This window comes from Diaphorobacter sp. HDW4A, assembly GCF_011305995.1.
In the GTDB taxonomy this organism is placed as follows: Bacteria; Pseudomonadota; Gammaproteobacteria; order Burkholderiales; family Burkholderiaceae_C; genus Diaphorobacter_A.
Genome location: NZ_CP049910.1, coordinates 3,098,530 through 3,124,824, shown reverse-complemented (window position 1 = coordinate 3,124,824; position 26,295 = coordinate 3,098,530). Strand labels below are relative to the sequence as shown.

Sequence of the window (26,295 nt, the reverse complement as noted above, 5' to 3'; positions counted from 1 at the left end):
GCTCCCTATTTTGTTATTTCGACAAATGGCGAAAGGACTTCGAGCAGCGATAGGCCACCATGGGTCAACGTCGGATAGCCGCCTTGGCTTCGCCACTTCCTGCGACCAAGCGCAAGCAAATGCGCGCCATGTGGGCTATTTAATTGCATCGCCACGGGAGGAACGAAAGGACCGGCCTCGCCTGCGCCTAAGCTGCTACGCCCACTGGAGAATGTCTTTTTCAGGTACTGGCCAACATCCCCTTCTGCATCAGGGAAATAGCCTGTCGCGGCATAACCATGGTCAGAAGTGATGACGAGACGGCGGCCAGTAGCAAGGCGTTCCACGAAGGCCCAGAAGTCATCGCTGTTGATTTGATCCATTGCGTCTTTTGTCAGCGTGTCGAGGCCCTGGCCCGCACCGGCGACATCATGAATCTTGCTGTCTGGCCAGTGGTGCCAGAACACCCAGTTGGGCGCACCGTTGACCAAGCCTTCACAGTCCTTCCATGGCATGTCAACGCTTTCAGTCTGCGCTGGCTGTAGGCGATGCGCGAGGCCACCGCCGTTGTTCTGAAGCTGGCTGCGACTGCCGAAACCAAGTGCCCGAGCAAATTCGTTCGTTTCACCGGGCAACTCAGAGGCATTGGCCGACACCTCGTGCAACGTGAAGCCGCGCTCCTTCGCACCTTGTAGCAGCCAGGGCAACTCGCGCAGCGAGAGTCCATCCAGAACCAGCACCGCCTTGGCGCTGTATGGCTCTGCCCACCAACGTGTTAAACGATCTGAGGTGCGCTCGACCGCAACACCAAAGCTTTGCCACAAGTCCCACCCGCTGGCGGACAGGAAGTTATCAAGCGCACCGATTTCACGGTCGCGCTTGATGACCTCGCTTGGGGCGTTGCCCACTGCCAGTGGCTTCGAGGCAATCTCAACGGCACTCTTAACGATGACGCCCCATGCGTCGGCTGCTGAGCCTTTGGTCAACCGGTTCAATACTTCAGGTTGGAGGGCCATCACTTGTCCTCCTTCTCAAGGTTCAGCTCGAAGGTCATGCCATCGGGCAGCTTCTTCAGCAGTTCCTTGAGTTGCGCGCCCGTTGCAGCTGACACCTTGATGGAGACCTCAGCAACCTGTGTGGCAGGGCCGATGCCCCAGCCTTCTAGCTTGCCGATGAGGTTCAACGGTGAAGTGGACGGGTTGTGCAAAGGGATGCGCGAATTGCCACCCGTGGCAACACCCCCACCAAAAATTCCGCCACCGGCACCAGTTGGGGTTACCGGTTGGCCGCCCGGCGTTGGTTCGCTCACACCTGGGGGCGTTGGTGACTTTGCAGCCCCACCGAACAAACCGCCGCTCTCATTGGCCGACCCAGCCGTGCCCGTAGGCGCTGCTGGTGTGGTTCCGCCCGTTGCAGGTACGGCAGATGGCTCCAGCAAAAACACTTCGTCAAGCTGGCGACCGGTGTAAGAGAGCTTCGGCCGCAGACGGCGCCAAGCCGTGTCTTCGTCTTCGCCAGGATTGGTTTGAAGCCATTCCATCTGACGCAGGTTGATGACGATCTTTCCTCGCGCGCACAGGCGAAGGATGCGTTCCTTCATGGAAGTTTCACCAAGCCAAGGGATGCAGTCTTGGCCAGCGGGTCGAGGTTCCTGTAACTCGCGCAGCAACTTGCCCACCGCAGAATTTTCCGAGGCAGCTTCAAGCACCAGCTCTTCAAAGTCCTCCGGCACGAACAGATCGTTGGTCAGCGCCTCCTCAATGCCTTCTGGAATCTGTGCGCCTTGTTTTTTCAGGCTTTCCACGCTGAACCGGCATTGCGCAGGGTCAGCGAAATTCCAGCGTTGCAGCACTGCGAAGCGGTCAAACCGTTTCTTCAGAATGTCACGTAACGCACCCTGAAACTCGGTGTGGAGCTTCTTGTACTCGGGGCCTTGGCTGCTCCACTCCTGCGCCTTCATTTCAGCCCGCGCAAGAATCAGCAAGTCGCGATCTTGAAAAGCATTGGTGGAGCCAGACCGTGGCAGCAGGAAGCGAATGGTGTTGCGCCGCTTTTGCAGGTGGTCCTTTAGCCAGCGGCCAAGACGGGAGTCAATGTTGTCAGGCTCTTCCGGCAGCACCAAGATCGGCAGGCGGTCATCCCAGCGTTCAGGCTGCTCCGCTTCGTCCAAGGTAGACCAAGGGTCTGTCTGCCAAGACTTGGGCAATGCGATGACGCGGAAGGTTTTCGCCACCTCGTCTGTGCCGCCGATGACATATCGAATCTGCTTGGCCAATTGCGCCTGGTCAGAACCATCAGCAAAGAGCTTGTCGTTGCGAGCGCAGGCCATTAGTTTGGCGCGCGGGTTCTCTTCTTCACGGAACACCAGCCGGCTACCGTCTTGGTGGATATTGAAGCTGTTTTCAACAATCGTCGCCAGCTCAACCTGAAAGGCGTTGTCGTCCACGGCCTTGCTGCGCGTGATGTCAACCTGCAACGTCGAAGGTTCGGCACCGGCAAGGTTGCCGACTGCAATGGAGCGCAACCACAAGGAACCCACGATCTCTTGCAAGTGGGGTGCCAAAGTTGCGTGGTCTGTCACCGCCTCGGTGACCGAGATGATGTTTTGCTGCGCCTTGGACCGCAAGGTGCGGTGATGCTCGTTGGACACGGAATCCAGCAGCGCACCGATGCCCGATGCATCGTCATCCAAACGGAAGTCAGCGGCTGTGAGCACCGGCGCTGCCTCGCCCCGGCTCTTGTAGAGGTTGGCAAGGATGCGGATCATGTCGCGCGTTTCCTGCGCGTCGGTGGCGATCAGAACCTGTTCTTCCAGCAGGCGCAGCAAGTGCGGCGCATAGGGCCACGACTCATTGAACTCCTGGCGCTTACGGTCCTGCTCAGAGGACGGCACATCCTGCAACCGGAAAAATTCACCGACGTGCTTCGCAACCAATGTCTCGATGTTGGCCGGAGCAATCTGCAGACGGTTATCAAACAGGCGGTGCAAGAGCATCCGGCGCCGGTCTTGCTGAATACGCTCTGCGTTGCCGCCAGCCTTGAAGTCGATGGCCACCGGGTTGACGCGGTGGACCTGCTGGTAGGCGTCGCTGCCACCGTTGCGCACCGAAATCACCAAGACCAGCAAGTCGGGTCGCTCTTTGGCGATTTCCGACAGGATTTGGATGAAGTTGAAGGCCCAGTTCTTCCATGGATACTGCTTCGTGTTGGTCAAACCGTCGAACCACGTCTGGAACTCGTCCAGCAGCAGCATGGTGGGCGTGTGCTCAAGCAGTTCGAGGATCAGCTTGTCAGACGGGATATCGGTCTTGGCCGCACCCATGCCTTCCCACTTGCCCTTGATGTAGGTTCCGTGTGGGTGGCGCTCAAGGAGCAAGTCCCAAAGGAACTTGTACCGCTGGCGGTGCAGACTCTCGCCAATGACCTGCATGCCGCTGCGCAGACCAATTTTGCCGATCTGCGGGTCACCCAAGGTGGTGGCCCAAGAGTTCAACCAAGCACCAGTCGAGGCGGCATCATTCACCGCGTGGTACAGCGCAGCCATCAAGTGGGACTTACCAAGCCCGCGCTCGCCGATCACCACGACTGGACGGCCTTGATCGGGGCCGACCGCCTCGATGCCTTTCAACAGGTCATGGGTGGGGTAGGTGATCTCTAAGAACGCCTTGGCTGCAATCTGCGTCGCACCCGTATTCGTATCGTTGGACAGCTCGATAGCCGTACCTTTGAGGCGCTTGCCCCGGAATTCTTCGCGTAGCGTCAATCCAAGCATTATTTTTTCTCCCTGTCCTGATTTTGTTCCTTGGCTTCACCGCCTGAATCTCGCCCCATGTCCAGCCCATCCATAGACTGCTGCTTGATCCAGCTATCTATGTCGGCCAGCGAGAACCGCCAAGTGCCTCCCACCTTAAAGGCAGGTATCTTTTTGGCGGCAGCCAGCCGGTAGATCGTCCTTTCGGTGACCTTCAGGTACTCGGCGACCTGGTTGATGGTGAGGATTTCTCCCTCACGGGGACTTGTTGACATGGCAGCGACCAAAATGAGGCAAACAACGACAGGATAAGGTAAAACTTTCAAGTTTCACGCTGCATTTTGCTCCTTTTTGATTGGCTAAAAGGGCGACTTACCAGACGTTCCTTTTTGTCTAGGGTGGCACACGCCAGCACTTGCAAATCAATTGCTGGTGGATCGTTTGGCGTGGTTTCACGCACCAGTGTGAGCTTTTCGACCCCGTGGTACAGGTACACGGTCGGCACGGGGTGGTTTTTACCTGCTTGATGCCATGTCTGCGACCATTGCCGGTTGATCTCTGAATAGTGCTCCTGGTCGAGAGGCGCTATGCCAAACCAGCGATGCAGCGCCTCCCATGGGAGCGCAATGGCGATGTCGGTTCGCAATGCAGACAGGGCATCGCGCAGTTCGTTCAAGGTATGTTCATTCATGGCTGTTCCTGGCATGAGTTGCGGTAAGCCATCAAATTGCCTTGCCAGCTGTACCAAATCCCGCTTGCCAAGTCAGTTAGTCGGATGAGCGATCCAGCCAGCAATGGTGCCTACGGCTTCTTTCTCCATGCCGATATAGCCATGGAAGTGCTGCCCAGCGCACGGGTCACCAGTTGGGTTCGCCCCACCATCAACAAAGATCAGCTTCTTGACCGGCGCATTGCGAAACCCCTTGAAGGCGGCAGGCACCTCGTCTGGTCGGCAATGAATACAGGCATCCTTGCTGTGGTGGAACACCAGCACCGGAACTTTGATTGCCTGCAAGTCCTGCTTGGGCACCGCGCCAGGCTTTTTGAAGTTGACCACGCTGGAGGTCAGTACCAACCCGGCAATGTCGCCTTGAGCATGGATGGCGGTCGCAGTGGCAGAGATCGTGCCCCGGCTGGTGCCGACAATCCAAACTGGTGCTGTGCTTTTGGTCTTCACGAAGTCGAGCACCTTGCGCACGTCGGTCATGTGGGTGTCGCTGATGCGGTCGGCGTAATCCAGGTCTTCTGAATCGCTGGGCCTACCAAAGATGGCCACATTGAACCCATTGGCGGTGAAGTACGGGGCAGAGCGCACCAGAAAGTTGTTGCTGGTGGCCTTGCCGTTTTCCACCTTGCCAAAGCCGCCACCACCACCGGGGAACAGGAAAACCGTTGCCTTGGCGTTGTCGGCTGGTTCCCAGAACAGCGTTGTGTTCACCCCGTCGCGGGTCGGCACCTTGAGCAGCACGCCTTCTGCCCATAGCAGACCGGGGAACCATCCCATGGTCACCAAGACCAGCCGAAGTAGCAATTTTCGGATCATTGCTTGACCCGTTGTCGCCTTATATGTGTTGACCATGTTTTGCTACTCCAGTTCAGCCATGACCTTGACCCGGCCATTGCCATTGGCCGTGATGAGGTGGATGCATTCGTCCCGCTTGAGTTTGTTGGTGAAGCTGATGCGTCGTGACCCAAAGTCGCCATGCAGGAACACCTTCTTGCCAGCTTGTCGGGTAATGCGTTGTACATCGGCCAGTGGCACGCTGTCCAAAGTGGTGAACTGGCGAACCACGGGCAGGATGGTCAGATAGTCGGAAATATCCAGGCTCTCAGAGTTCGGCGGGAAGTAAATCAACCCTTGCTGGTAGTCCACCACCACACCCAGAAACGCCTGCGCTTGAACCTTGCCCACCCAGTTCAGCACCACCAAGCCAAGCGGCACCGAGAGCACCATGGTCCACGGCGCACGTTGGTAGAGCAACCATGCCATTGCAGCGTAGGCAAAGGCCATAACACTGCTGCGCAGCATGGCCTCCCAATTCGTCCCCATGTCAAAGACCCGGCGAGCGTGAGGTCCGGTCAGGTACTTGGCTTTGAGTTTGGCGTAGTGGTACAGGCTGAACGCGATAGCGGCCAGGATGAATGGAATCAGCGCGAAGGCGAGATTGGTGTCTGCCTGCGCTTCTTTTTGCTTTTTGGTTGCCATTGAGATTTCCTTCCTTTGGATGAAGACACACTATGTGTTTGTTTTGTTGGTTGGCGAGTTTGCCAGAAAACAAACACATAGTTTGTGTACTTATAGATGGTGAAATTCGAGACTTGGGGGATGTCTCGCGTTGTCGTCAATAAACCCCAACCCTTAGAAGCTCGGTTCGCAAAAGAACGCGATCAGCTCCAGGTTGTGTTTGGCGCACGCCTGCGGGAATTGCGCACATCGCATAACCTGACGCTGGAAATGCTGGCCGAGCGGGCTGACTTGCACGCCAACTATGTGGGCGCGGTAGAGCGCGGCGAGCGCAATCTGACCCTGTTCAATATCTGGCGCATCGCGGGTGCGTTGGGCTTGCCCACAACGGACCTTGTTAATGAACTGCCAATGCGCAAGGTAAAGCGCACCGGTACTTCGTAGCCGTTCAGTCAAAAACGCTACGCAAGGGCTTGTGCGATTTCCTCGATCAAGCCTTCCGGCACGTCTTTGACTTGCACGGGGTAGCGCAGTGCCAGCAACCGCTGACGGAGCAATGGCCGCTGCTGGAACCTCGCCATCAATGCCCGGCGCATCGTTTGACAGTAGAACGCTTCCGGCACTTGGTGACTTTGCAGCGCCTTGCGTAAGGCATGCGGCCAATCGGCAACCTTGGAGCTTCGCCATACCTGATCGTCCAGAATGAAATCCAACGGCGCGGCCGGATGCAGCCAGCCAAAGTCTTGTTCAGGCCCATCGACCGTGATCCGGTCAATCTGGAAGTGGTGGCCGGGTGCAGCCAATTCGATGCAGCCATCAAGATCAGCGCGGTAGTTGAGCCTGAGTCGTTGACCAGATGCAAACGTCATATCGACCCCCCAGCTTGGCGAACCAGCCGCCCAGATTTCGGCGGTCATGTCGATGTGGTTGAGTGTCTGCGCCGTGGCTGAGTGGGCAAGCCTTATCCACGGTGCCCACTGCGTGGGGGAGACAGCATTTCGCAAGGCGGAGGCGCTGGTCACGTCGCACTGGGTGATTCGGTAGCCCAGTGAAATGGCATCGCCTGACGCCATGCCGAAGACCGTGCCATTCGGGCAGTGAAGGTGGCGCAATGGCGACGTGCAGACCAGTGACACAGCCGTGTGGCCGCTGCCAAAGGTCAGCACGAACGCACCTGCCAGGTCTTGGCGCACCGCAGGCTGCGTCGTTAGGGCTTTCGCCCATGGCTCGCAGACCTCAATGCCCGTCAACGGTGAGCCGATCAGTGTTTCAAGCTGCATCGCCTTGCCCCTCGTCGGCTGCTGTATTGCTAGTGCTGGTTGGCGTGCCACCGTCGCCCCATTCGTCGGCAAGCGAAGTGGATGTGTCTGGCGCGGTCATGTCGTCGGTTGCCAGCGGTGTTTTTTGCTTGGCCGGTCTTACTGTCTTTGCTGCGACTTTCGGCGCTGGCTTCACCGCTGCGGTCACTTTGACTTGCGCTTCGTCGGCGGTGGTCACCGTGACAGGTGTCTTGGTGGTCTTTGATCCCTTTTTGCTTGTCGATTCGTTGCCAGTCAGAATCGGTATGAACGTGTCGAGTTTGATGCGGTTCCAGTCACTGCGGACTTGCACTTTGAGCCACCAGCCGGGGTCAAGTGCGTGTTCGTCACCGTCAGCGGTGCGTTCAAACACAACGAGGTGCGAGTTCCCCGTAGAGGGCATCTTGCGTGTCTCCATGATGGCCAGTGGCGGCAATGCTTCGACGGTTTTCACCTTTTGCTTCTTGCCGTACTTGATGCCGAAGTGATCGAGCAGCTTGAACAGGTTTTCGTCGGTGGTGGTGTGCGGGCCTTCTTTCGGGTAGCCGCACTCTTTGACGGCAACACGCAACACGGTGTCCAGCGATTTGCCCGCGATCATGGCGACGCAGGCAAGCCCGCAGTCGGTGAGGTTGGCTTGGGTGACGTGTTTGATTGGCATGTGAATTTCCTTGGCAAAGCTCCGCCTCGCTTGTCGGTTGACCCGACCGGCGACTGGCACTGACGTGAACGGAAGCGGTTGTGGTGAGCAGCGAAGCTGCGGCGGTTTGCGAAGCAACGCGGCGACGTGGCACGGTTGATCGCTTTTTCAAGCTAACCGCCTTGCCGTGAACAGATCAAGCAGCTGCTGACTTCGCCAGAGCGCAGCTCAGGGCGCGGCTGATCTGTGGGGTCGATTGACATGCTGACGTTTCGTCTGAGGGAACGTGAAAAGTTCTTCCGTTGCCGCTCCGTGCGGGGCTTCCGATCAGGAAGTTTTTTGCTAGAATGCAAGGCTCTGTTTGGCTCGCGTCAGGCAGGTAGTGCCGCTTTAGCTCAGTTGGTAGAGCAATTCATTCGTAATGAAGAGGTCGACAGTTCGATTCCGTCAAGCGGCACCACCTTGACTCAGCAGACCAAAAGCAAAAGCCGCCCCGAGCGGCTTTTTTTGTGCCTGTCTTCAGGCTGTATAAACGGTTTGGAGGATCAGAAATGGATTACGCAAAACTGCCTCGCCCTTTCCAAGGGGCACTTCATGTCACGCCGGACGAGTTCACCTTGGAGGCAACCCGGTTGATCGTTCACGCCGACAAGGTTTCGTTTGAGTTTTCCGGTGCAGATGGAAACAACGGCCCGTTCGACGTTTCTGGCTCTGCGCAAAAAACCGGCAACGGAACGTTCCTGGCTCAAAGCGTTGAGCCAAAGTACAAGACTTCGATTGCTTGTCCGGTAGGCACCATCGAGTTTCTGGTTGTCGATATCAGGGACGACGAAGCTGGTGAGGCTGAATATGACCAGTGCCGTGTTGAGGGTGTCTGGCGTGAGCCGACTGAGCAATGGGCTTTCTCTGGGACTCTGCGAGCCTTCATTTCGGTTAGGTAGGCCTGCGTTTTGTTGGTGCTGCCAGTACCTCTTTGCCGTCCACGTAGCGTCGTGCTTTGGATGGCGTTCTGGTCGGTGACTTGGTTTTTGGAGCAGCCTCGGCGGTTGGCAACAGGTCATCAACCGTTGCGCCGATGAGGTAGGCATATTGCCCCAACGCCAAGGCTTTGCCGGTCTCAACGGCATCGCGGATGGTGTCGGCTTCCAGTTCGATTTGCGTGGGCTCCCGGCTTGCAGGGCTTGCGCCTCGAACCGAAGCATGCAACGGATGTGATGGTGACAGGATTGCCTCAGAAAGGTTCTTCCGGCCGAAGGTTTCGGTTGGATGCCTGGCAGTCAATGCCAGTTGCGCTTCCAGGCAACAGAGCGCAGCCTTCAGCCAGAACAGCTTTTCGTTCTTGGTGCCTGCGCGATGACGCACAGTTGTTGCGAGCAGACCGGCTTTGGACAGCGCGAGTTGCCTATCCTTCAGCGAAGTAGCGGCGCTTTCGAGTTGCTCTTGGATGTCAAAACGAACGTCAAACAGGGCTAGGCACCAGTTACGTCTGCCGTGCGGAGCGGTGTCCGTAAGTTCGCGGAGATCGGTGTTGAGTTTGCTGAATTTCTCAACCCGTGGATGGGAGCCCGTGAAGATGATGGGCTCATAGGCTGGTAGGTTGTGTGCAACGAGCGTCGCGGGGAACAGTTCCGCCTGTGCAGATCGCAACAGCAATGCTGCAACCTTCATCTGTGCTGGCACATTGCCGTCCAAGCAGACCAGCAGCGCCAGCTCTGATTGAAAGTCGAACCCAGATCGTGCCACCGGTTTCGTAACCTTCACCAGCCTGGTCGAAACAGTGCCATCAGCAGCTTGAACGGATTGCTGCTCGAAATGAGTCATTGAATTCGTGCGGAGTCGCACACCGATGTCCGGCTCCATGCCCACGTTGACGTTGACGTTGCCTTCGCTGAGTTTGACCCAAGTGTCTGGATTGGGCAGCAGCGAATGCTCTGGGCTTTCCCAAAGAGGCTCAATCAGGGCGTAGAACCAGGAACGCACGCTTTCCGAGCTGGGCAGCGCCGGAAGTTCGAGCAAGTCTGGGTTGAACCAACATCCGACGCCGTAGAGTCTGGCGGCATCCAGTTCGCGGACGACGATGCCAGCCTCTCGACTTGTCACTGTGGGCAACATCTGACTAAGGGTTGCTGCCTGAATGCTCGGCCACTCAATGGCACAACCGAGGGGCTTGCCATCAAAGGCGAAATACCGTGAGTCGGCCTCCAGCATGGCTTTCCAGTCAGCGGCGGGCAGTTCCGCTTTCAACGTTGCCAAGCTCTTGTTGGCCTGCTGTTCCAGCCATACCGGCCGTGCAGTCCATAAGGCGTAGTCGTGTCGGTACGGTGGGCTCAGTCGCAGAAATCGCCAAGCCCATTGATCGCCCGACAGGTTTCGTGCCGGATCATCGGCAGTCAGTGCGAAAGGGTATGCACCTGGGGCGAAAGCCAAGGAGGTGATGCCTGCGACCGATTCGCTCATGGCCCCTTTGCCTTAAGTCGCTGGTTCATTGTGGCAACTACCGAGCCAAGGTGCTTCTGCGTCAGGTGGGAATAGCGTTTAGCCATCGCCATGGTCTTGTGACCCAAGACCTCGGCAATCTCACGGGTGCTGGCGCCAGACATCGCCAAAAGGCTCCCAGCTGTGTGGCGCAGATCATGAAACCGGAAATCGTCCAATTCGGCTCGTTTGCGGCAGGTTTCCCATGCCTTGCGAATCTCGACAGGCTTGTTATCCACGGTGTCACTGGGAAACAGCAGTTGGCTGACGGGCACGCGACCGGCGTTGTTCTTGATGGCCTTGTCGCGCAGCGCCAGGACGGCAGTGAAGGCGTCCTCCGCAAGCGGGGAGGTGCGGGCGTCACCATTTTTAGTCTTCTCCATGACCAGCAAACCCATGTCCGCTCCGTCTTCGACCAATACGTTGCGCCATCGCAGTGTCATGATTTCGCTTTGCCTCATGCCTGTGGATAGAGCGAGGAGCACGACGGTGTAAAGGAATCGGTTTTCGCTTTCCTTGGCGACCTCCAGGACTCGCTGAATCTCGTCGTCGGACAGAAACCGGCGCCGCTCGTTGTCCACTTTTGGCTTCTTGACGCCGACCATGGGGGATTTTTCCATCCAGCCCCACTCGTTGACGGCGGTGTTCAGCGCGTGGGATAACGCGCCCATGTAGCGCACGACAGTAGCCGGTGCGCGGACGCGATCCTTTTCCTCGGTCCGGGTGACGACCTTGCCTTTGGCATCTTTGGTTTGCACCTTAACCGTGCGCTTGCCATAGGGCTCGGTTGAGAGTGCGTTGCGGGCCTGACCAATGAGGTTGGAATTCAACTCGGCCAGGTTGTAGCGGCCTAGCTTGGTTTCCCACCAATCTAAGTGAACCGTTTGATCGCGGATGAACTTCGCCTTTTTCTGGGGGAGAACTTCTTTGCGATAGCGATCCAACAGGTCGGCAACTGTATGTCGCTCAGCGATGACACGGGGGAGGTAGCGACCAGCCTTCAACTCAGTCTCGACCATAGCGGCCCACTGCTTGGCCATGGTCTTGCTCACAAAGGTCTTGGTTTGCGGTGGAAAACCGCGGATGCGTACTTGAACGTGGTACGACTTAGCGCCAGAGGCAGATATACGTTCCCGAATCACTGCCATGCCGTCCTCCTTGTGTTCGCAAGGAGGCTGCAAGCAGTAGCGCATCTCTGTGCGTTATCTCCGTGGATTTGGCGAAGTGTGCCAAATTTGTGCCACAACTTAGTCTGTGTTACGCTAAGTCGTTGTCGTATATAGCTTTTTATTGGTAGAGCAACATGCATTACGAATGAGCTGCTCTACCGACTGAGCTACACCGGCGAAGTCTTCAATTATATACTGAAAAATTTTTCACGGCAGATGATCGAGATCACTCGGCGTGGTAGCTGGTCACGCGTTCGACTTCGTTCTTGGAGCCAAGTATGACGCTCACGCGTTCATGCAACTGAGTGGGCTTGATGTCCAGGATGCGCTGTTTACCGTTGGTGGCCATGCCGCCGGCCTGTTCGACGAGCCAGCCCATGGGGTTGGCTTCGTACATGAGGCGCAGCTTGCCGGGTTTGTTGGGTTCGCGCTTGTCCCAAGGGTACATGAAGATGCCGCCGCGCATGAGGATGCGGTGTACGTCGGCGACCATGCTGGCGATCCAGCGCATGTTGAAGTCCTTGCCGCGCGGGCCTTCCTTACCGGCGAGGCATTCGTCGATGTAGCGCTTGACCGGGGTGTCCCAGTGGCGCATGTTGCTCATGTTGATCGCGAATTCCTTGGTGTCGTCGGGGATGCGGATGTTGTCGCGCACCAGAACGAAGGAACCTTGTTCGCGGTCGAGGGTGAACATCGCCACGCCGTCGCCCACGGTGAGCACGAGCGTGGTCTGGGGGCCGTAGATGCAGTAGCCTGCGGCGACCTGTTCGGTGCCGGCTTGCAGGAAGTCGTTGTCGTGCACGCCGGGGTGGCCTTCGGGCTTCTTCAGGACGCTGAAGATGGTGCCAATGCTGACGTTCACATCGATGTTGGAGGAGCCGTCGAGGGGATCGAACAGCAGCAGGTATTCGCCTTGCGGGTAACGATTGGGCACCACATAGATGCCTTCCATTTCTTCCGAGGCCATGGCTGCCAGGTGGCCACCCCATTCGTTGGCTTCGATCAGTGTTTCGTTGGCGATGATGTCCAGTTTCTTCTGGACTTCGCCCTGCACGTTTTCGGTGCCGGCGGTGCCCATTACGTCACCGAGTTCGCCCTTGTTGACGGCGAAGCTGATGCGCTTGCAGGCGCGTGCGACCACTTCGAGCAGCAGGCGCAACTGGGGTGGGATGAGTCCGTCGACGCGCTGCTGTTCGACCAGATAGCGCGTGAGGCTGGTGCGTTGTGTCATTTGTGGAAATCTCCTGGATGCAGAATTCTTGGTGTGGCTGTGCGTGCGCTCAGTTTGAGTCCGTCAGTACGTCACTCCGCGAGCGCGCGGGTAATGACCTCGCGCACATCGTTGCTGAGGTCGGGCTTGGCTGCCACGCGTTCGATGGCGGCGCGGGCGAGCGAGCGATAGGGCTCTGCCAGCTTGCGCCAGCGGTCCATACCGCGCGCCAGGCGCGAGGCGACCTGCACGTTGAAGCCGTCGAGCTCCAGCACGCGGTCGGCCCAGTAGGTGTAGCCCGCGCCGTCGGAGCGGTGGAACGCGCCGGGGTTGGCGTTGCAGTAGCTGAAGATCACGCTGCGGGCGCGGTTGGGGTTCTTGATCTGGAAGTCGGGCAGCTTCATCAGATCGCGCACGGCGGGCAGGATGTGGCCGTTGCGGTCAGTCGCACCGGCCTGCAGTGCGAACCACTTGTCGACCACCAGATCCTCGTCCTTGAACAGCGCGTGGAAGCGTTCCAACGCGGGCTTGGCGAGTTCGTGGCCGGTGTTGACCAGTGCGGCAAGCGCGCCGAAGCGATCGGTCATGTTGCCCGCATCCTTGAAGCGCTGATAGGTCTTGCCGGGCCAGAGTGCATCCCCACTTTGGCGGGCCGCGAGGCACAGCATGTGCAGCGCGAGACCGGCCAGCGCGCGGCGGCCGGCGGATGCGGCGTCGGGGCTGTAGGCACCGGGCGTCTGGTGCTCTTCGTAGGCCTGGATCCAGTCGGCGTGCAGGCTGCTTGCGAGCTCGGCGCGCATGGCTTCACGCACGGCGTGGATGCGCTGCGGGTCGACCTCGTCGAGTTGCTCGGCGATGTAGCTTTCGGAGGGCAGCGTGAGCACCAGCTCCTTGAAGGCGGCGTCCAGCGTCGGGTTGCGCAGCACGTCGCGCATGGCTTGCACGAAGCTCTGCGGCAGGATGGCTTCGGCGATCTCGCCTTGTTCATTGGCGGTGATCGCGGCATTGCCGATGGCGGTCAGAGCGATGCGCATGCCAAGGCGTTGACCGGCTTCCCAGCGGTTGAACGGGTCGATGTCATGGGCCAGCAGATTCAGCAGATCGGCATCGCAGAAGTCGCACTCCAGAACCACCGGCGCGCTGAAGCCGCGCAGCAGCGACGGCACGGGCGCGGAGTCGACGTTGATAAAGGTGATGGCGAGGCTCTCGTCGGTCAGCACGACGGTGCCTTCGGTACCGCTGGCCTGCGCGTCGCCTTGTTGCTGTAGGGGCAGGGCAGTGCCGTCGGCGCCGAGCAGGCCAAGCGTCACTGGTATGACAAAGGGCAGCTTGGTCGGCTGGCCGGGTGAGGCGGGGCAGCTTTGCGAGAGCGTCAGCGTGTAGCTGCGGGCCTCGGCGTCATACACACCTGAGGCGCGCACGCGTGGCGTGCCGGCCTGGCTGTACCAGCGCTTGAACTGATCGAGGTTCTGCGTGAGCGGGCTTTGCGGGTTCGCGTCGGCAATCGCCTGCACGAAATCGTCGCAGGTCACGGCGTGGCCGTCGTGGCGCTCGAAGTACAGCTTCATGCCCTTGGCGAAGCCTTCGCGGCCCACCATTTCGGACTGCATGCGCACGACTTCAGCACCCTTTTCGTAGATGGTGACGGTGTAGAAATTGTTGATTTCCACATAGCTGTCGGGGCGCACGGGGTGGGCCATCGGGCCCGCGTCCTCGGGGAACTGCACGGTGCGCAGTACGCGCACGTCCTCGATGCGCTTGACGGCACGGGCGGATGCGGAACCCGCCATGTCCATGCTGAATTCCTGATCGCGGAAGACCGTCAGGCCTTCCTTGAGCGAGAGCTGGAACCAGTCGCGGCAGGTGACGCGGTCGCCGGTCCAGTTGTGAAAGTACTCATGGCCGACCACCGATTCGATGTTCGCGTAGTCCACATCGGTCGCGGTGGACTGGCTGGCGAGCACGTACTTGGTGTTGAAGATGTTCAGACCCTTGTTCTCCATCGCGCCCATGTTGAAGTCGCTGGTCGCGACGATCATGAAGCGGTCGAGATCGAGCGACAGGCCAAAGCGCGCCTCGTCCCAGGCGATGGACGCCATCAGCGAGTTCATCGCGTGCTCGGTCTTCTCGAGATCGCCCGGGCGCACGTAGACCTGCAGCAGGTGGTTGTTGCCCGCGCGGCTCTTGATCTGCTGCTCGCGGGCGACCAGCTTGCCAGCGACCAGCGCGAACAGGTAGCTGGGCTTCTTGTGCGGATCGACCCACTTGGCGAAGTGGCGGCCGTCTTCGAGATCACCCGAATCGACCAGATTGCCGTTGGACAGCAGCACCGGGTACTGGGCCTTGCTGGAGCGCAGTGTGACGGTGTACATCGCCATCACGTCGGGACGGTCGAGGAAATAGGTGATGCGGCGGAAGCCTTCGGCCTCGCACTGGGTGAAGAAAGTTTCGTTGCTGACGTAGAGGCCAGACAACTGGGTGTTCTTGATCGGCGCGCAGGTGGTGAAAATTTCGAGGTCGATGGGGGCGTCGCCCTCGGGCAGGTTCTCGAGCACGAGCTGCGAGCCTTCCATCTTGAACGAGGTGCCGCCGCCGTTGACCATCACGCGTGCAAGGTTCAGTTCTTCGCCATCAAGGCGCAGCGGCTGCGCTGGCACATCCATGTTGCGGCGGATGCGCATCTTGCTGAGCACGCGCGTCTTGGCAGGGTCCAGGTCGAACGTGAGGTCCACCGTGTCGATCCAGAACGCCGGTGCTGCGTAGTCTTCGCGGCGGATCGCTGCCGCAGTCGGGCGCGCATCGCTAACGTCAAACATCATCGGAGATACTCCATGTGAATTGGGGCATGCATCGCACACAGCGTTGGCTTTTCAACGCTGCTGCGCAAGGCATGCAAAATTTATTGATCTTTGTCTCTGCAATTGCCGCGCATCAGAAACCAGTGGCAATACATTGGTTCAGACGCAGCAAGATAGCAGGCACCAACCAGCATTGTGCCTCTTTGAAGGGCGCACAACCGCAAGCAGGGTGTTTGGCGAGGAGCTTGGGGCTCGAATCGCAGGTGCGACTGCGGTCTGGCGGTGATTTGGGGCTGTGTTGATCCCGTTTGGAAGGGGCGTCTGCACGGGGCTGCAATCAACACATTTACCGTCAGGCAACGGCCTATTTTCTCACGCTTGGCATGCGATTGCACATTCAGCGGGGTGAGAGATCATGTGGCCCGCCGGTGATTGAAGCACCGGCGGGCGTGATATGGGCAAGTGTGCCCGAATCAATGTGTCTGGTTGCTGGTTTGGTTGTATGCATCGACCATGTAGGAGGCAGAGCCTTCTCCGGAGGCCGAGTCGCCCTTGGAGTTTTCTCGCACGGCGCGAAGGCGCTTTTTGGCTGCCACACGGGAGACCTCGATCTGGTGCTTGGGCATGGTCCACATCATCCGCATCTCGACGCTGGGCGACTTGGCATAGGTGATGAGGCCGTCGGCCGTGTCTTCGAACGACTTGCGCTGTTTTTGCGTCTTGGCGTCGTCGAATTTGTCTTCGCTTAGGATGTTCAGGGCCTTCTTGGCGGTGAACATCGTCGTGCCGTGCCAGTAGGTGTACTTGCGGCCCTTGGCCTTCTCGATTTCGGAGAGCTGCTTTTAGCTGTCAAATGACGCTGAGGAAAATCAGAATCGGTTCGCGGATCACCACGCCAGCGGGGTCGTTTCCTGCTTCCAGAACAACCAGCGGCGCAGCTCCCTGCGCGCGCCTGCGCCTACCTGTTCAGGGGCGGTTTGCGAATCGGTCAGATCGATGATGTGGACGGTCCCCGAGTAGGTGCCCACGGCCAGCCGTGTCTCGTCCACCGACACGGCCATGGAGCAGATCGTGCTGCCGACATGCTGCTTCCACTGGAGTTCTCCTTTTGCATTGCGCACCCAGAGATAGCCGTTGGCGTCGCCCAGCACCAGCGAATCGCCCACCGGCGCGCTCGCGTAAACGCGTGCAGAGCCGTCGATCAGCTTGACGGCAGGGTGCTCGTCATAGAACTCGCTGTCAATGCCGCCGAAGGCGCTCACGTCGACCGCGATCGTGCCGCCGTTGTAGAAGTGGCAGGCGTTCATCGCCGCATGCCTGCCATCCGCAAAGAAGGCCGTGTGGTGCGGGTACTCGCCATGGGGCCCGATGCGGTCAACCAGATCGCCGCGCGCGTTGAACACCCGGTGCCTGCCGTCCTGCGCGCCGCAGACGATCCACTGCCCATCGGGCGACACGGCTGCGTGGCACATGTCGAGGCGCACGAGGTAGGGCTCTTTCTCCAACATGTTCTCGGCAAGGTCTTCGGCCTCGGGCAGAAGCCGCTTGGTTCCCGACGCGGCGACCAGAAAGATGCCGGCGCTTTGTACGACCACCACGCCGCTAGCGTCGTCGAACGGGATGAGCTGCTGGATCTCGGTCTTGTCTGAGTTGTCTGCATTTTTATCATCGTGTTCGGCAGAGGGATGGCCGGGCGGCAGGTCTTCGTTGCCCGTGGGCAGATCGAACTTCGCCGCGATGGACCCGTCGTCGTTCTTCACGATGCAGATGACGCCGTTGCCCGCAACCGCCGTCGTCAGTTGTGCCGGGCTGTTGCCGAACATTTCGGCATCCGGCATGTCCGTCACCTGAAGTCCGTGAATCATCACCGCGCTTCCGGGCTCGTACCATGCACCCGTGCGCACCATCAGGCCTCCGTTGGCAAGCCAGGCGAGCGAGCCTATGCCCTGACTGTTGTCCTGCAGCAGAGGTTGCGTTGCCTCGTGCATCGGCGGCCACTGCTCGCGAAAGGCGGTGATGGCCTCGTCCGAGCGCTCGGCATTGGCGGCGCGCAGGGCGCTCATCATGTCGGGCAGCAACGCCTCGAGCTCGGGTGGATCTTTCGGATCGCCCATGCCCTTCCAGCCCTTGGCGTCACCGCGTGCGATGTAGTCATTCAGGTGTTTGGCGTAGGCGTGGACGGCGGTTTTCCATTGCTGGGACGATGCGGTGGCTGGGCTCATGGCGCTCAAAGATCGTTGGAAGAAGATCGCTGTTGTACCACTGCGAAAAGACCCAAGGGCCCAAAGAAAAAGCCAGCCTGCGGGCAGGCTGGCTTTGCGATGGCTTCTGGCTGCGCGCCAAGCGCAGCTCCATGAGAATCAGACGCCTTGCTTGAGCGAGGCTTCGATGAACACGTCCAGATCGCCGTCCAGCACCTTCTGTGTGGCGGAGACTTCGACGTTGGTGCGCAGATCCTTGATGCGGCTGTTGTCCAGCACGTAGGAGCGGATCTGGTGGCCCCAGCCCACGTCGGTTTTGGTGTCTTCGAGCTTCTGCTGCTCTTCCATGCGCTTGCGCATTTCGTAGTCATACAGGCGCGAGCGCAGGCGTTGCCATGCCACATCGCGGTTGCTGTGCTGGCTGCGGCCGTCCTGGCATTGCACGACGATGCCGGTGGGCATGTGCGTCAGGCGCACAGCCGAGTCGGTCTTGTTGATGTGCTGACCACCCGCGCCGGAGGCGCGGTAGGTGTCGGTACGGACGTCGGCCGGGTTGATGTTGATCTCGATGGAGTCATCGATCTCGGGGTAGACGAACAGCGAGGCGAACGAGGTGTGGCGACCGCCCGACGAGTCGAACGGCGATTTGCGCACGAGGCGGTGCACACCGGTTTCGGTGCGCAGCAGGCCGAAGGCATACTCGCCTTCCACCTTGATGGTGGCGCTTTTGATGCCGGCGACGTCGCCTGGGGTTTCTTCTTCCACCGTGGCCTTGAAGCCCTTGCGCTCGGCGTACTTGAGGTACTGGCGCAGCAGCATGCTGGCCCAGTCGCATGCTTCGGTGCCACCGGCTCCGGCCTGGATATCGACAAAGCAGTTCAGCGGATCGGCTTCCTGGCTGAACATGCGGCGGAATTCGAGTTCCTCGATCAACGGCTGCAGCTTGGCGGCTTCGGCCTCGATGGTCTCCAGACCCGCTTCGTCGCCTTCTTCCTTGCTCATCTCATAGAGCTCAAGGTTGTCGGCCAGCTCGCCAGTGAGCTTCTCAAGCGTCAGCACGACGGAGTCGAGCGCCTTCTTTTCCTTGCCCAGTTCCTGAGCCTTCTTGGGATCGTTCCAGACGTTCGGGTCTTCGAGCGATGCGTTTACCGTGCGCAGGCGTTCAAATTTGGCATCGTAGTCAAAGATACCTCCGAAGCTCTTGTGTCCGGGTGGACAGGTCTTCGAGGGTGGTACCGATCAGGTTGATGCGTTCTGCGTCCATTTTCGTAATCCTTGTGTTTTGTACCTTTGCGGTACTTTGTAAGCAACCCATTATTTTCTCATGGATGCAAGAGTCGTCTATCGGAGCGCGTGATTGGCGCGTGAACACACGGGACGGTGAATATCGAAATGGGGGGCTAGGCTATTGGATGTGACGAGGAATCCAAGGGTTTTTGTCTACCGGTGCGAACGGCAAATTCACCTATTTAGGGGATATACGCGGCTACAAATGATCCATAGCATTCGTTGATATCTTTCTGCTGGTTATTTTTGTATCAACATGCGTCCATTTCAATCCCGCCCACAGCGGTCACGCTTTTGGGAGCAGCGATCCTCTTGGTGGAGGATGATCCGTTGCTGCAGCTCCGGCTGCTTCGAGTGTTTGAAGGGCTGGGTTTTTTGGCGCATAACGTTCACGTGGCCGCTTCGATTGCCGAGGTCGTCGACTATGTGACGCTGCACAATTTGGCTTAAATGGTTGTCGAATTTTCATAAATTAATTGGCATTAACAATTGAATTGATGGCTGCTATCGATTCGTGTCCTACCATTCGGACCGAACCTTTCATTTCAACTCCACTACCGAACCAAACAAGATGGCGTTCCCAGTTCCTCCTCCAAATGCTCCGATCGTCTCCAGCGACGCGGCTTTGCCAGTGCCTGTGCTGGTAGTCGAGGACGAACCTCTGTTGCAGCGCCGCCTGCAGCTCGTGCTGCAGCAGCTGGGATATGCGCCGCAGGATCTGGTCATCGTGGATTCGCTCAAGGCGGCCCGGGAGTTTCTAAGTCATCAACCCGTTGGGCTTGCGTTGGTCGATTTGGAACTACCCGATGGCAATGGCCGCTCGTTGATCACGGAGTTGCGTGCCGAAGATCCAGGGCTGGGCATTCTCGTTGTTTCGGCCTGGAGTTCGGAAGAGGCGATTCTGGGCGCGCTGCGTGCAGGTGCCACCGGCTATGTGCTCAAGGAGCGGGATGATCTCGAGGTGTCGCTGTCGATCCGTAGCGTGTTGCGTGGCGGTGCACCGATCGATCCGTTCATCGCGCGGCGCATTCTGGAGTTGCTGCCGGTGACTGCGCCGGATTCCGCGCAGGTCCCCAGCAGCGAGGTGGCACTCACCGAGCGCGAATGCATCATCCTGCGGCATGTGGCCAGCGGGCTGACCAACCGGGAAATCGCGGAGCGTGTGATCCTCTCGCGCTTCACAGTGGATACGCACATCAAGCGTATCTACCGCAAACTGGCCGTATCCTCGCGGGTGTCGGCCGTTCAGCAGGCAAAGGCTCGGGGATTTCTCGAGTGAGTGCTGTCAGTGTCAGGAGCTGGGGCGCTGCGTGGCGGGTGTTTCTGGGCGTCCTGATGGCGTTGCTGATGGCCATCGACTCCGTTCCCGAAAAAATCGCTGGACGGCAGTCAGGCAAGCGCAAAGCCTTTTCCTCCCGCAACCGGCTGGCAGTCAGTGCCCCTGCCGCACCAATGGCCATGGATGAGCGGTGACAGCATCCACACGGCTTGGTATCGCATCGACTGGAAAAGTGAATGCAAGACCGAAGACGGCTCCATGCAGCAGGTGGCTGTAGGCCTCTCGGCGGTCAGCTTGGCCGGGGCGCTCTACAGCAACAGCGATTTGCGGTGGGCGGATGTCTCACTGGTTGCAGTGCCTTGCGCTCACGCGCGTGGTGGGGGATGCGTTGTCGAATATCGTCAAGCACAGCCGCGCACGCCATGTCCGGGTGACCGTCGATGTGAGCGGCCTTCTGCATGACCTCACGCCATGGTGAGGCGGTAGTGACTTTGGCGCTGCCTCTGGCAGCGCAGGCCGCAACTGCTGATTGAGCCGCGAAGGCTCACGCCAGAAAGTCTTCAATCAGGCGCGCGACGGCTTCGGGCTGATCGTGGTGCAGCATGTGCGCGGCGTCGTTCACTTGGGCCGAGCGGGCGTCGCGTACATGGGCGAGACGCTGGTGGAATTCGGCCAGAGAGTAGGCCCCGCCGGACCATCTCTCGATGTGGTTTTCTTCGGCCTCGATCGACAGCACGGGCGCGGCGATGGCTTCGTACATGGCCAGCATTTCATCTGCGCGAAACAGCATCGGCGTGATGATCTTGTGCGAGGCCGCACCGAGGATGTGCCACTTGCCGTGCTCGTCCGGCGCGGCCCAGTGCTGCGCAAGCCACTGTGCCTTGTCGGCGGAGATGCGCGGATTGGTCTTCATGAGGCGCAGCGCCACGCCGTCGCGGCTGTCGTAGGGCTTGAGTGCCATCTCGCCGCGCTCATACTGGCGCAGCTCATCCATCCATTTCGCGTAGCGCGCGGGTGCTTGCGCGGGGCGTGAAGCGGCGAGGCCGAAACCTTCCAGATTGACCAGACGGCGGATGCGTGCGGGGCGTGCACCCGCGTACATCATGCTCACGTTGCCGCCCATGCTGTGGCCCACGAGGTCGACGGGCGCATCGGGTGAGAAGTGGTCGATCAGTTGGTCGAGATCGGCGAGGTAGTCGGCGAACACATAGTGGTCCTGCGCATGACTCGGCATGGAATGACCGAAGCCGCGCCAGTCGGGCGCGATGATCAGGCGGCCGTCGGCGAACGCGTCGCTGAACGCATCGACCACGAACTGGTAGGACGCGCCCACATCCATCCAGCCATGCACCATCACGAGCGGCGGCAGTTTTCCGGCGGACTGCGCATCGGGGTCGCCCCAGACGCGCACATGGTAGGGCATGTTGCGCACGGGGACGGAGAGCTGGCGGGCGGTGCGTTGTTCGGTGTACATGCCGCGCATTATCCGCAGGCGATGGCGCTGCTGGTGTCACCAAGGTTTCGTCGGACACAGCGCAGCAGGCCACGCGCGAGCGAGATGTTGTCTATGATTTCTGCTGCATGTCCGTCGTTGAATGAAACTCCATGAATCTGATTTCCCTTGGCCAAAGTGATTTGAAGGTCACGCCCATCTGTCTGGGTACGATGACGTTTGGTGAGCAGGTCTCGCAGCAGACCTCGCACGCAATCCTCGACCGCGCGCTGGATCGCGGTGTGAATTTTGTCGACACGGCCGAGATGTACGCCGTGCCGACCCGCCGGGAAACCGCCGGTGCGACCGAAGCCATCATCGGCAACTGGTTCGCATCCAACCCCGGCGTGCGCAACCGTGTGGTGCTGGCGAGCAAGGTGGCCGGGCCATCGCGCGCCACGCCATGGATCCGCGAAGGCGCGGGGATGACGGCCGCCGACATCGTCGCGTCGTGCGAGGGCAGCCTCAAGCGTCTGAAGACCGACGTGATCGACCTCTACCAGATCCACTGGCCCGAGCGCCATGTGCCTGCCTTCGGTCTGATGTATTACGACCCGAAGAAGGATGAGAGCAGTACACCGATTCTTGAACAGCTGAAGGCGCTCGACCAACTGGTGCGCGCGGGCAAGGTGCGCTACATCGGGCTGTCGAACGAGACGCCGTATGGCGTGCACGAATTCGTGAAGTTTGCCGAGCAGTTTGGCCTGCCGCGTGTGGTGTCGGTGCAGAACCCGTATTCGCTGCTCAACCGCAGCTGGGAAAATGCGATGGACGAGAGCTGCCATCGGCTCGGTCTGTCGCTGCTCGCCTATTCACCGCTGGGCTATGGGCTGCTGTCGGGCAAGTACGACGCGAGCGGCACCACCGGGCCGGGCGCTCCTGCCGAGGGGCGCCTCGCGATGTTCGAGTCCATGCGCAAGCAGCGCTGGGGACGCAAGGAGTCGTGGGAAACCGGCAAGCTCTACAACCAGCTCGCGCGCGACAACGGCCTCACGCCCACGCAGATGGCGCTGGCGTTCTGCTATACCAAGTGGCAGGTGACGAGCACGATCCTTGGCGTGACGACCGTCGCGCAGCTCGATGAAGACATCGATATCTGGGGCACGCAGCTCGCGCCCGCGGTGCTGCAGGGCATTGACGCGATCCGCAAGCTCCATCGCGATCCCGCGCAGTGAGCGGAGGCTTGTTGACATCATGAGCAAGAAGGACAAATCCGCTCATGTGAGCGAAACCCCCGCCACGCAGCTGCTGCGTGCCAACCGGGTGGAGTTCACTGAGCATCCATATGAGTACGTCGAGCATGGTGGTACGGAGCACAGCGCCGAGTGTCTGGGGCTCGATGAGCACCACGTCGTCAAGACGCTGGTGATGCAGGATCAGGACGCCAAGCCGCTGATTGTGCTGATGCATGGCGACTGCAAGGTGTCGACCAAGAACCTCGCGCGCCAGATCGGCGCCAAAAGCATCGAGCCCTGCAAGCCCGAGGTGGCCCATCGGCACAGCGGTTATCTGGTCGGCGGCACATCGCCGTTCGGCACGAAGAAGCAGATGCCGGTCTACATCGAGCAGAGCATTCTGGAGTTGCCGCGCATCGCCATCAACGGCGGTCGGCGCGGATTTCTGGTGCAGTTGAGCCCGCAGGTGTGCGTGGATCTGCTACAAGCCAAACCGGTGCAGTGCGCGCTGGCAGAATAGCGGGCTGTCATACCCATTCCTATTCCAACATTTTTAAAGCCGAACGGACCCCGTGAGCCCCATCGTACTTTCCATCGTCGTCACCATCGCGGCCTATCTTATCGGCTCGCTGTCGTTCGCGGTCATCGTCAGCAGCGTGATGGGGCTGAACGACCCCCGCACCTACGGCAGCGGCAATCCCGGTGCGACCAATGTGCTGCGCTCGGGCAGCAAGCCAGCGGCGGTCCTGACCTTGTTGCTCGACGCCGTGAAGGGGTGGTTGCCAGTGGTGCTGGTGCGCTGGTTCGGCCAGCCTTACGGATTGGAAGAGGGCACCATCGCCGCCGTTGGCCTGGCCGCATTTCTGGGCCACCTGTGGCCGGTGTTTTTCAAGTTCAAAGGCGGCAAAGGCGTGGCGACCGCGGCTGGCGTCCTCATCGGCATCAGCGGCTGGCTGGGGCTGGCGACACTCGCCACCTGGCTGATCATTGCGGTGTTCTTCCGTTACTCGTCGCTCGCTTCGTTGGCGGCGGCGGTGTTTGCACCGTTTTTCTATGTGCTGGGCGGGGGCGTGGCGTGGACCATGGATGCGCGCATCGGCGTGGCCATTGCCGTCATGTCCGGATTGCTGATCTACCGCCACAAAGAAAACATCACCCGTTTGCTTGCTGGAAAAGAATCCAAAATTGGTTCCAAGAAGAAGTCTTCTTGAGTTTTCTGTTTTATTCGTTGTTCGTTTGGAGATGACGATACAGGCCTTCTTGCGAAGCCTTGCCGTACGAGAGTACTGATCTGCGGTTACGCGCCTGGCCTGAAGGGTTGTCTCGTCACTGTGGCTGTGGATCGGGCACTCGCTTCGCTTCGAAGTCCGCTGTTTTGGGATCTTTGCTTTGATTTGCGTGCGGTGTTCGATACTGTCGCGGCTCAGGCCAGTGACCCCCGAGCAAGGGCCGCCCCGCAGCGACGGGGGTGTCCCCCTGCCGCATTGCGCAGCAATGCATAGAGCGGGGGGAGGCGCGCAGCGCCTCAGGGGGGGGAGCCCAAACGCCTTCCAGCAGCCATCAGGCCCATGCGCACCATGGTGTAGTGGTTCGTTCCCATACTGACCGCGCTGCTGGGCAGGGCGTTGATCACGCGGCGTTTGCCGTGTACGGTGTAGTGCAACTCGGGCTCAGGGTAGGCCTCGCCGTCGACATCGATGAGGCTGGCGACGATGGGGAAGCTGGTGGATTCACCGCGTCGCAACACGATGGCGGTGTCGCCGTTGTCCAGTTTCACAAAAGTGCCGGGCGGGCACAGGCCGATGGTGCGCACCAGAATGAAACCCACCTCGTCGCTTTGCGACACGTTCTTGCCGAGCAGGGCCCGCATGGACTCTGTGGCACTGCGGCCGATGCGTGATTTACGGGGGCTGATGAAGGCCGCATAGCGATCCACCGAGGCCAGAATGTATGTAAGGCGCTCTTCGGGCTGCAGGCTCTTGAGCGGCTCGCGTGCGCGGTCGCGCTGTGGCGTGTGGTGGTAGGCGACGGAGTCGAGCCAGAGGTCGTCGGCCACGCCCACGTGTTCCAGCAGCGCCATGCCTTTTTCGGCGTGGCGGTTGATGGCTTCCTGCTGCTGGGCGGTGATCGGGTCGGCACGTTCGGCGAGTTCGTCCTGCAGTTCCGTCATGCCGATGTTCATGGTGAATGCCGCGCGCACGAGGCTGTCTCGCTCATTGCGCGGCAGTCCGAGTTCCTGCGCGAGGATGTGGCAAAGTGAGGCGCACACCAGTGCATGTGATGCGCTGTAGCCCGTGCCGTTGGTCGATGCCAATTGAAAGATCAGGTACAGGGTCGAATCCACATCTTGCGCGACCATCTCCTGCAGCCACTGGTCGCATTGGCGGATCTTGGTCGGGAAATCCGCCGTCTGTTGGGGGCGGCGCAGCAGAAATGCCAGAGTAGCCTGCATGTCGCCCCATTGGGCCAGAAGCTCTTCGTACTCGTTGCGCGAGGCCGATTCGACGATGGGGATGTTTCCTGCAAGTGCACTCATCTTGCTCTTGATATGACTGTGATTCGGTCGGTCCTTCCGTCATATCGACCTTTGCGATATGGCGTCTGGATCATTGTTGCATTGCCGGGTGAAAGTCGATATTGGCGGTGATACCGAGGTGCAGTCAGCCCAATGGGCGTAGACTATTTCCGCTCCAGCACCATTTCATCGTTTGTGCGGCTCATCTGAAATGCGTTCAGAAAGCTGTTGCCCAGCAGGACATAGGGCATGGGTTGGGGCAGTACGACGGCATCCACATTGCGCAATTCGATGTCACCGGTGCGCACGCTGTCGAGCTTGATGCGGTGCGCGGCGACGCTGCCGTTTCCGGTGCCGATCATCACTTGCTGGCCGTCCTGGAACTTCACGCCCATGCGCAGCGCTTCGGATTGGCTGAATGCCACCAGCGTCGCTCCGGTGTCGACCATGTACTGCATGACTTTGCCGTTGATGAGCCCGGAATTCACGAAGTGACCGCGCGAATCAGCGCGCAGCACGAGCCGCTGCTTGTCTCCTGCTCCGTTGGCACTCACATGCACTGGCGTATCGCCCAGCCGCAGCGTGACGCGCCCGCCCCCCGACTCGACGACCGCGCTGTCTCCTCCGACCGAGATCACCTTGACGCCCGAGGCGGAATCACCCGCCCCCAGCGTGCGCGGGGACTTGCCGTCGATGACGAGCAGCGCCTTGTTTCCTAGCACCCCCACCAGAGCGGCCTGTTGGGCCAAGGCGGGCAATGCGGCAAGAGCAAGCGACGCAGCCGCGACGGATGCACGGGCAACGGTGAAGGCTGGGAAGTGCATGGCGGCGAGAGCGAGGA

General features: G+C 59.7%; 26 protein-coding genes and 1 tRNA gene. 9 read left to right on the top strand and 18 right to left on the bottom strand.

Annotated features, from left to right (window positions below; translation table 11 throughout):
• Positions 1–5 precede the first annotated feature (5 nt).
• The 6 genes from G7047_RS14235 to G7047_RS14210 form a co-directional block, all read right to left on the bottom strand.
• A complete protein-coding gene (locus G7047_RS14235; RefSeq protein ID WP_166306524.1) occupies positions 6–995 on the bottom strand; it encodes a hypothetical protein in 990 nt (329 codons plus the stop codon).
• The gene (locus G7047_RS14230) at positions 995–3,562 is read right to left on the bottom strand and encodes a nucleoporin (RefSeq protein ID WP_240939489.1); all 2,568 of its coding nucleotides are present in this window, start codon (positions 3,560–3,562) and stop codon (positions 995–997) included. The genes G7047_RS14235 and G7047_RS14230 overlap by 1 nt, the downstream gene beginning before the upstream one ends.
• 188 nt (positions 3,563–3,750) lie before the next feature.
• Positions 3,751–4,056, bottom strand: a complete 306-nt coding sequence (locus tag G7047_RS14225) for a helix-turn-helix domain-containing protein (RefSeq protein ID WP_371813872.1) — start codon at positions 4,054–4,056, stop codon at positions 3,751–3,753.
• Positions 4,053–4,421: a hypothetical protein gene (locus G7047_RS14220; RefSeq protein WP_166306518.1), complete on the bottom strand. Its 369-nt coding sequence runs from the start codon at positions 4,419–4,421 to the stop codon at positions 4,053–4,055. Before G7047_RS14220 ends, G7047_RS14225 begins: the two co-directional genes overlap by 4 nt.
• Positions 4,422–4,493: 72 nt before the next feature.
• The gene (locus G7047_RS14215; protein ID WP_240939488.1) at positions 4,494–5,198 is read right to left on the bottom strand and encodes a lysophospholipase; all 705 of its coding nucleotides are present in this window, start codon (positions 5,196–5,198) and stop codon (positions 4,494–4,496) included.
• 117 nt (positions 5,199–5,315) lie between these two features.
• Entirely contained in the window at positions 5,316–5,936 is a 621-nt protein-coding gene (locus G7047_RS14210; RefSeq protein ID WP_166306512.1) for a hypothetical protein, read from the bottom strand.
• A 120-nt stretch (positions 5,937–6,056) separates the two neighbouring features.
• On the opposite strand from G7047_RS14210, the gene G7047_RS14205 reads away from it, so the two are divergent.
• Positions 6,057–6,359: a helix-turn-helix domain-containing protein gene (locus G7047_RS14205; RefSeq protein WP_166306509.1), complete on the top strand. Its 303-nt coding sequence runs from the start codon at positions 6,057–6,059 to the stop codon at positions 6,357–6,359.
• 17 nt (positions 6,360–6,376) lie between these two features.
• On the opposite strand, the gene G7047_RS14200 is transcribed toward G7047_RS14205, so the two are convergent.
• Together G7047_RS14200 and G7047_RS14195 are read right to left on the bottom strand one after the other, a co-directional pair.
• Entirely contained in the window at positions 6,377–7,195 is an 819-nt protein-coding gene (locus G7047_RS14200; RefSeq protein WP_166306506.1) for a hypothetical protein, read from the bottom strand.
• Positions 7,185–7,874: a hypothetical protein gene (locus G7047_RS14195; protein WP_166306503.1), complete on the bottom strand. Its 690-nt coding sequence runs from the start codon at positions 7,872–7,874 to the stop codon at positions 7,185–7,187. Before G7047_RS14195 ends, G7047_RS14200 begins: the two co-directional genes overlap by 11 nt.
• 363 nt (positions 7,875–8,237) lie before the next feature.
• On the opposite strand from G7047_RS14195, the gene G7047_RS14190 reads away from it, so the two are divergent.
• Both G7047_RS14190 and G7047_RS14185 read left to right on the top strand, forming a co-directional pair.
• Positions 8,238–8,313 (top strand) — tRNA-Thr (locus tag G7047_RS14190).
• 91 nt (positions 8,314–8,404) lie between these two features.
• Positions 8,405–8,794: a hypothetical protein gene (locus G7047_RS14185; RefSeq protein WP_166306500.1), complete on the top strand. Its 390-nt coding sequence runs from the start codon at positions 8,405–8,407 to the stop codon at positions 8,792–8,794.
• Here G7047_RS14185 and G7047_RS14180 read toward each other — a convergent pair.
• From G7047_RS14180 to prfB, 7 genes are all read right to left on the bottom strand, one after another.
• Positions 8,787–10,310 (bottom strand): hypothetical protein, encoded by a 1,524-nt coding sequence (locus G7047_RS14180; protein WP_166306497.1) that lies wholly within the window; start codon positions 10,308–10,310, stop codon positions 8,787–8,789. The genes G7047_RS14185 and G7047_RS14180 overlap by 8 nt on opposite strands.
• Positions 10,307–11,476, bottom strand: coding sequence for a site-specific integrase (locus G7047_RS14175; RefSeq protein WP_028602116.1), 1,170 nt, complete (start codon positions 11,474–11,476; stop codon positions 10,307–10,309). Before G7047_RS14175 ends, G7047_RS14180 begins: the two co-directional genes overlap by 4 nt.
• 247 nt (positions 11,477–11,723) lie before the next feature.
• Entirely contained in the window at positions 11,724–12,728 is a 1,005-nt protein-coding gene (locus G7047_RS14170; protein ID WP_166306494.1) for a class 1 fructose-bisphosphatase, read from the bottom strand.
• A 71-nt stretch (positions 12,729–12,799) separates the two neighbouring features.
• Positions 12,800–15,523: an aminopeptidase N gene (gene pepN, locus G7047_RS14165; RefSeq protein WP_166312066.1), complete on the bottom strand. Its 2,724-nt coding sequence runs from the start codon at positions 15,521–15,523 to the stop codon at positions 12,800–12,802.
• Positions 15,524–15,978: 455 nt separating this feature from the next.
• Positions 15,979–16,332 carry a hypothetical protein gene (locus G7047_RS14160; protein WP_371813892.1) on the bottom strand — a complete coding sequence of 118 codons (354 nt, stop codon included), beginning with the start codon at positions 16,330–16,332 and terminating at the stop codon, positions 15,979–15,981.
• Positions 16,333–16,392: 60 nt separating this feature from the next.
• A complete protein-coding gene (locus G7047_RS14155) occupies positions 16,393–17,727 on the bottom strand; it encodes a WD40 repeat domain-containing protein (RefSeq protein WP_166306488.1) in 1,335 nt (444 codons plus the stop codon).
• Positions 17,728–17,865: 138 nt separating this feature from the next.
• Positions 17,866–18,970, bottom strand: a protein-coding gene (gene prfB / locus G7047_RS14150) for a peptide chain release factor 2 (protein WP_166306485.1) whose coding sequence is annotated in 2 segments (ribosomal slippage) — positions 17,866–18,888 and positions 18,890–18,970 — 1,104 coding nt in all. Because the reading frame shifts where the segments join, the coding sequence is not laid out codon by codon here.
• 594 nt (positions 18,971–19,564) lie between these two features.
• On the opposite strand from prfB, the gene G7047_RS14145 reads away from it, so the two are divergent.
• The 3 genes from G7047_RS14145 to G7047_RS14140 all read left to right on the top strand — a co-directional run bounded on the left by G7047_RS14145 (position 19,565) and on the right by G7047_RS14140 (position 20,750).
• Positions 19,565–20,272: a response regulator transcription factor gene (locus G7047_RS14145; RefSeq protein WP_166306482.1), complete on the top strand. Its 708-nt coding sequence runs from the start codon at positions 19,565–19,567 to the stop codon at positions 20,270–20,272.
• Positions 20,273–20,340: 68 nt separating this feature from the next.
• Positions 20,341–20,466, top strand: a complete 126-nt coding sequence (locus tag G7047_RS31350) for a hypothetical protein (RefSeq protein ID WP_256376844.1) — start codon at positions 20,341–20,343, stop codon at positions 20,464–20,466.
• A gap of 143 nt (positions 20,467–20,609) precedes the next feature.
• Positions 20,610–20,750 carry a hypothetical protein gene (locus tag G7047_RS14140; RefSeq protein ID WP_166306479.1) on the top strand — a complete coding sequence of 47 codons (141 nt, stop codon included), beginning with the start codon at positions 20,610–20,612 and terminating at the stop codon, positions 20,748–20,750.
• A 66-nt stretch (positions 20,751–20,816) separates the two neighbouring features.
• Here the strand turns inward: G7047_RS14140 and G7047_RS14135 are convergent, their stop codons facing one another.
• On the bottom strand, positions 20,817–21,746 hold the full coding sequence (locus tag G7047_RS14135) for an alpha/beta fold hydrolase (protein WP_166306476.1): 930 nt from the start codon (positions 21,744–21,746) through the stop codon (positions 20,817–20,819).
• Between the two features lie 131 nt (positions 21,747–21,877).
• On the opposite strand from G7047_RS14135, the gene G7047_RS14130 reads away from it, so the two are divergent.
• The 3 genes from G7047_RS14130 to plsY are packed head-to-tail and all read left to right on the top strand — an operon-like array spanning position 21,878 to position 24,150.
• On the top strand, positions 21,878–22,939 hold the full coding sequence (locus G7047_RS14130) for an aldo/keto reductase (RefSeq protein ID WP_166306473.1): 1,062 nt from the start codon (positions 21,878–21,880) through the stop codon (positions 22,937–22,939).
• A gap of 19 nt (positions 22,940–22,958) precedes the next feature.
• Entirely contained in the window at positions 22,959–23,459 is a 501-nt protein-coding gene (gene ybaK, locus G7047_RS14125; protein WP_166306470.1) for a Cys-tRNA(Pro) deacylase, read from the top strand.
• A gap of 52 nt (positions 23,460–23,511) precedes the next feature.
• Complete coding sequence (gene plsY / locus G7047_RS14120) at positions 23,512–24,150, top strand: glycerol-3-phosphate 1-O-acyltransferase PlsY (protein ID WP_166306467.1); 639 nt, start codon at positions 23,512–23,514, stop codon at positions 24,148–24,150.
• A gap of 314 nt (positions 24,151–24,464) precedes the next feature.
• Here plsY and G7047_RS14115 read toward each other — a convergent pair whose 3' ends face one another.
• Both G7047_RS14115 and G7047_RS14110 read right to left on the bottom strand, forming a co-directional pair.
• Positions 24,465–25,475 carry an HD-GYP domain-containing protein gene (locus tag G7047_RS14115; RefSeq protein ID WP_166306464.1) on the bottom strand — a complete coding sequence of 337 codons (1,011 nt, stop codon included), beginning with the start codon at positions 25,473–25,475 and terminating at the stop codon, positions 24,465–24,467.
• Between the two features lie 143 nt (positions 25,476–25,618).
• Complete coding sequence (locus tag G7047_RS14110; RefSeq protein WP_166306461.1) at positions 25,619–26,278, bottom strand: TIGR02281 family clan AA aspartic protease; 660 nt, start codon at positions 26,276–26,278, stop codon at positions 25,619–25,621.
• Positions 26,279–26,295: the final 17 nt, after the last annotated feature.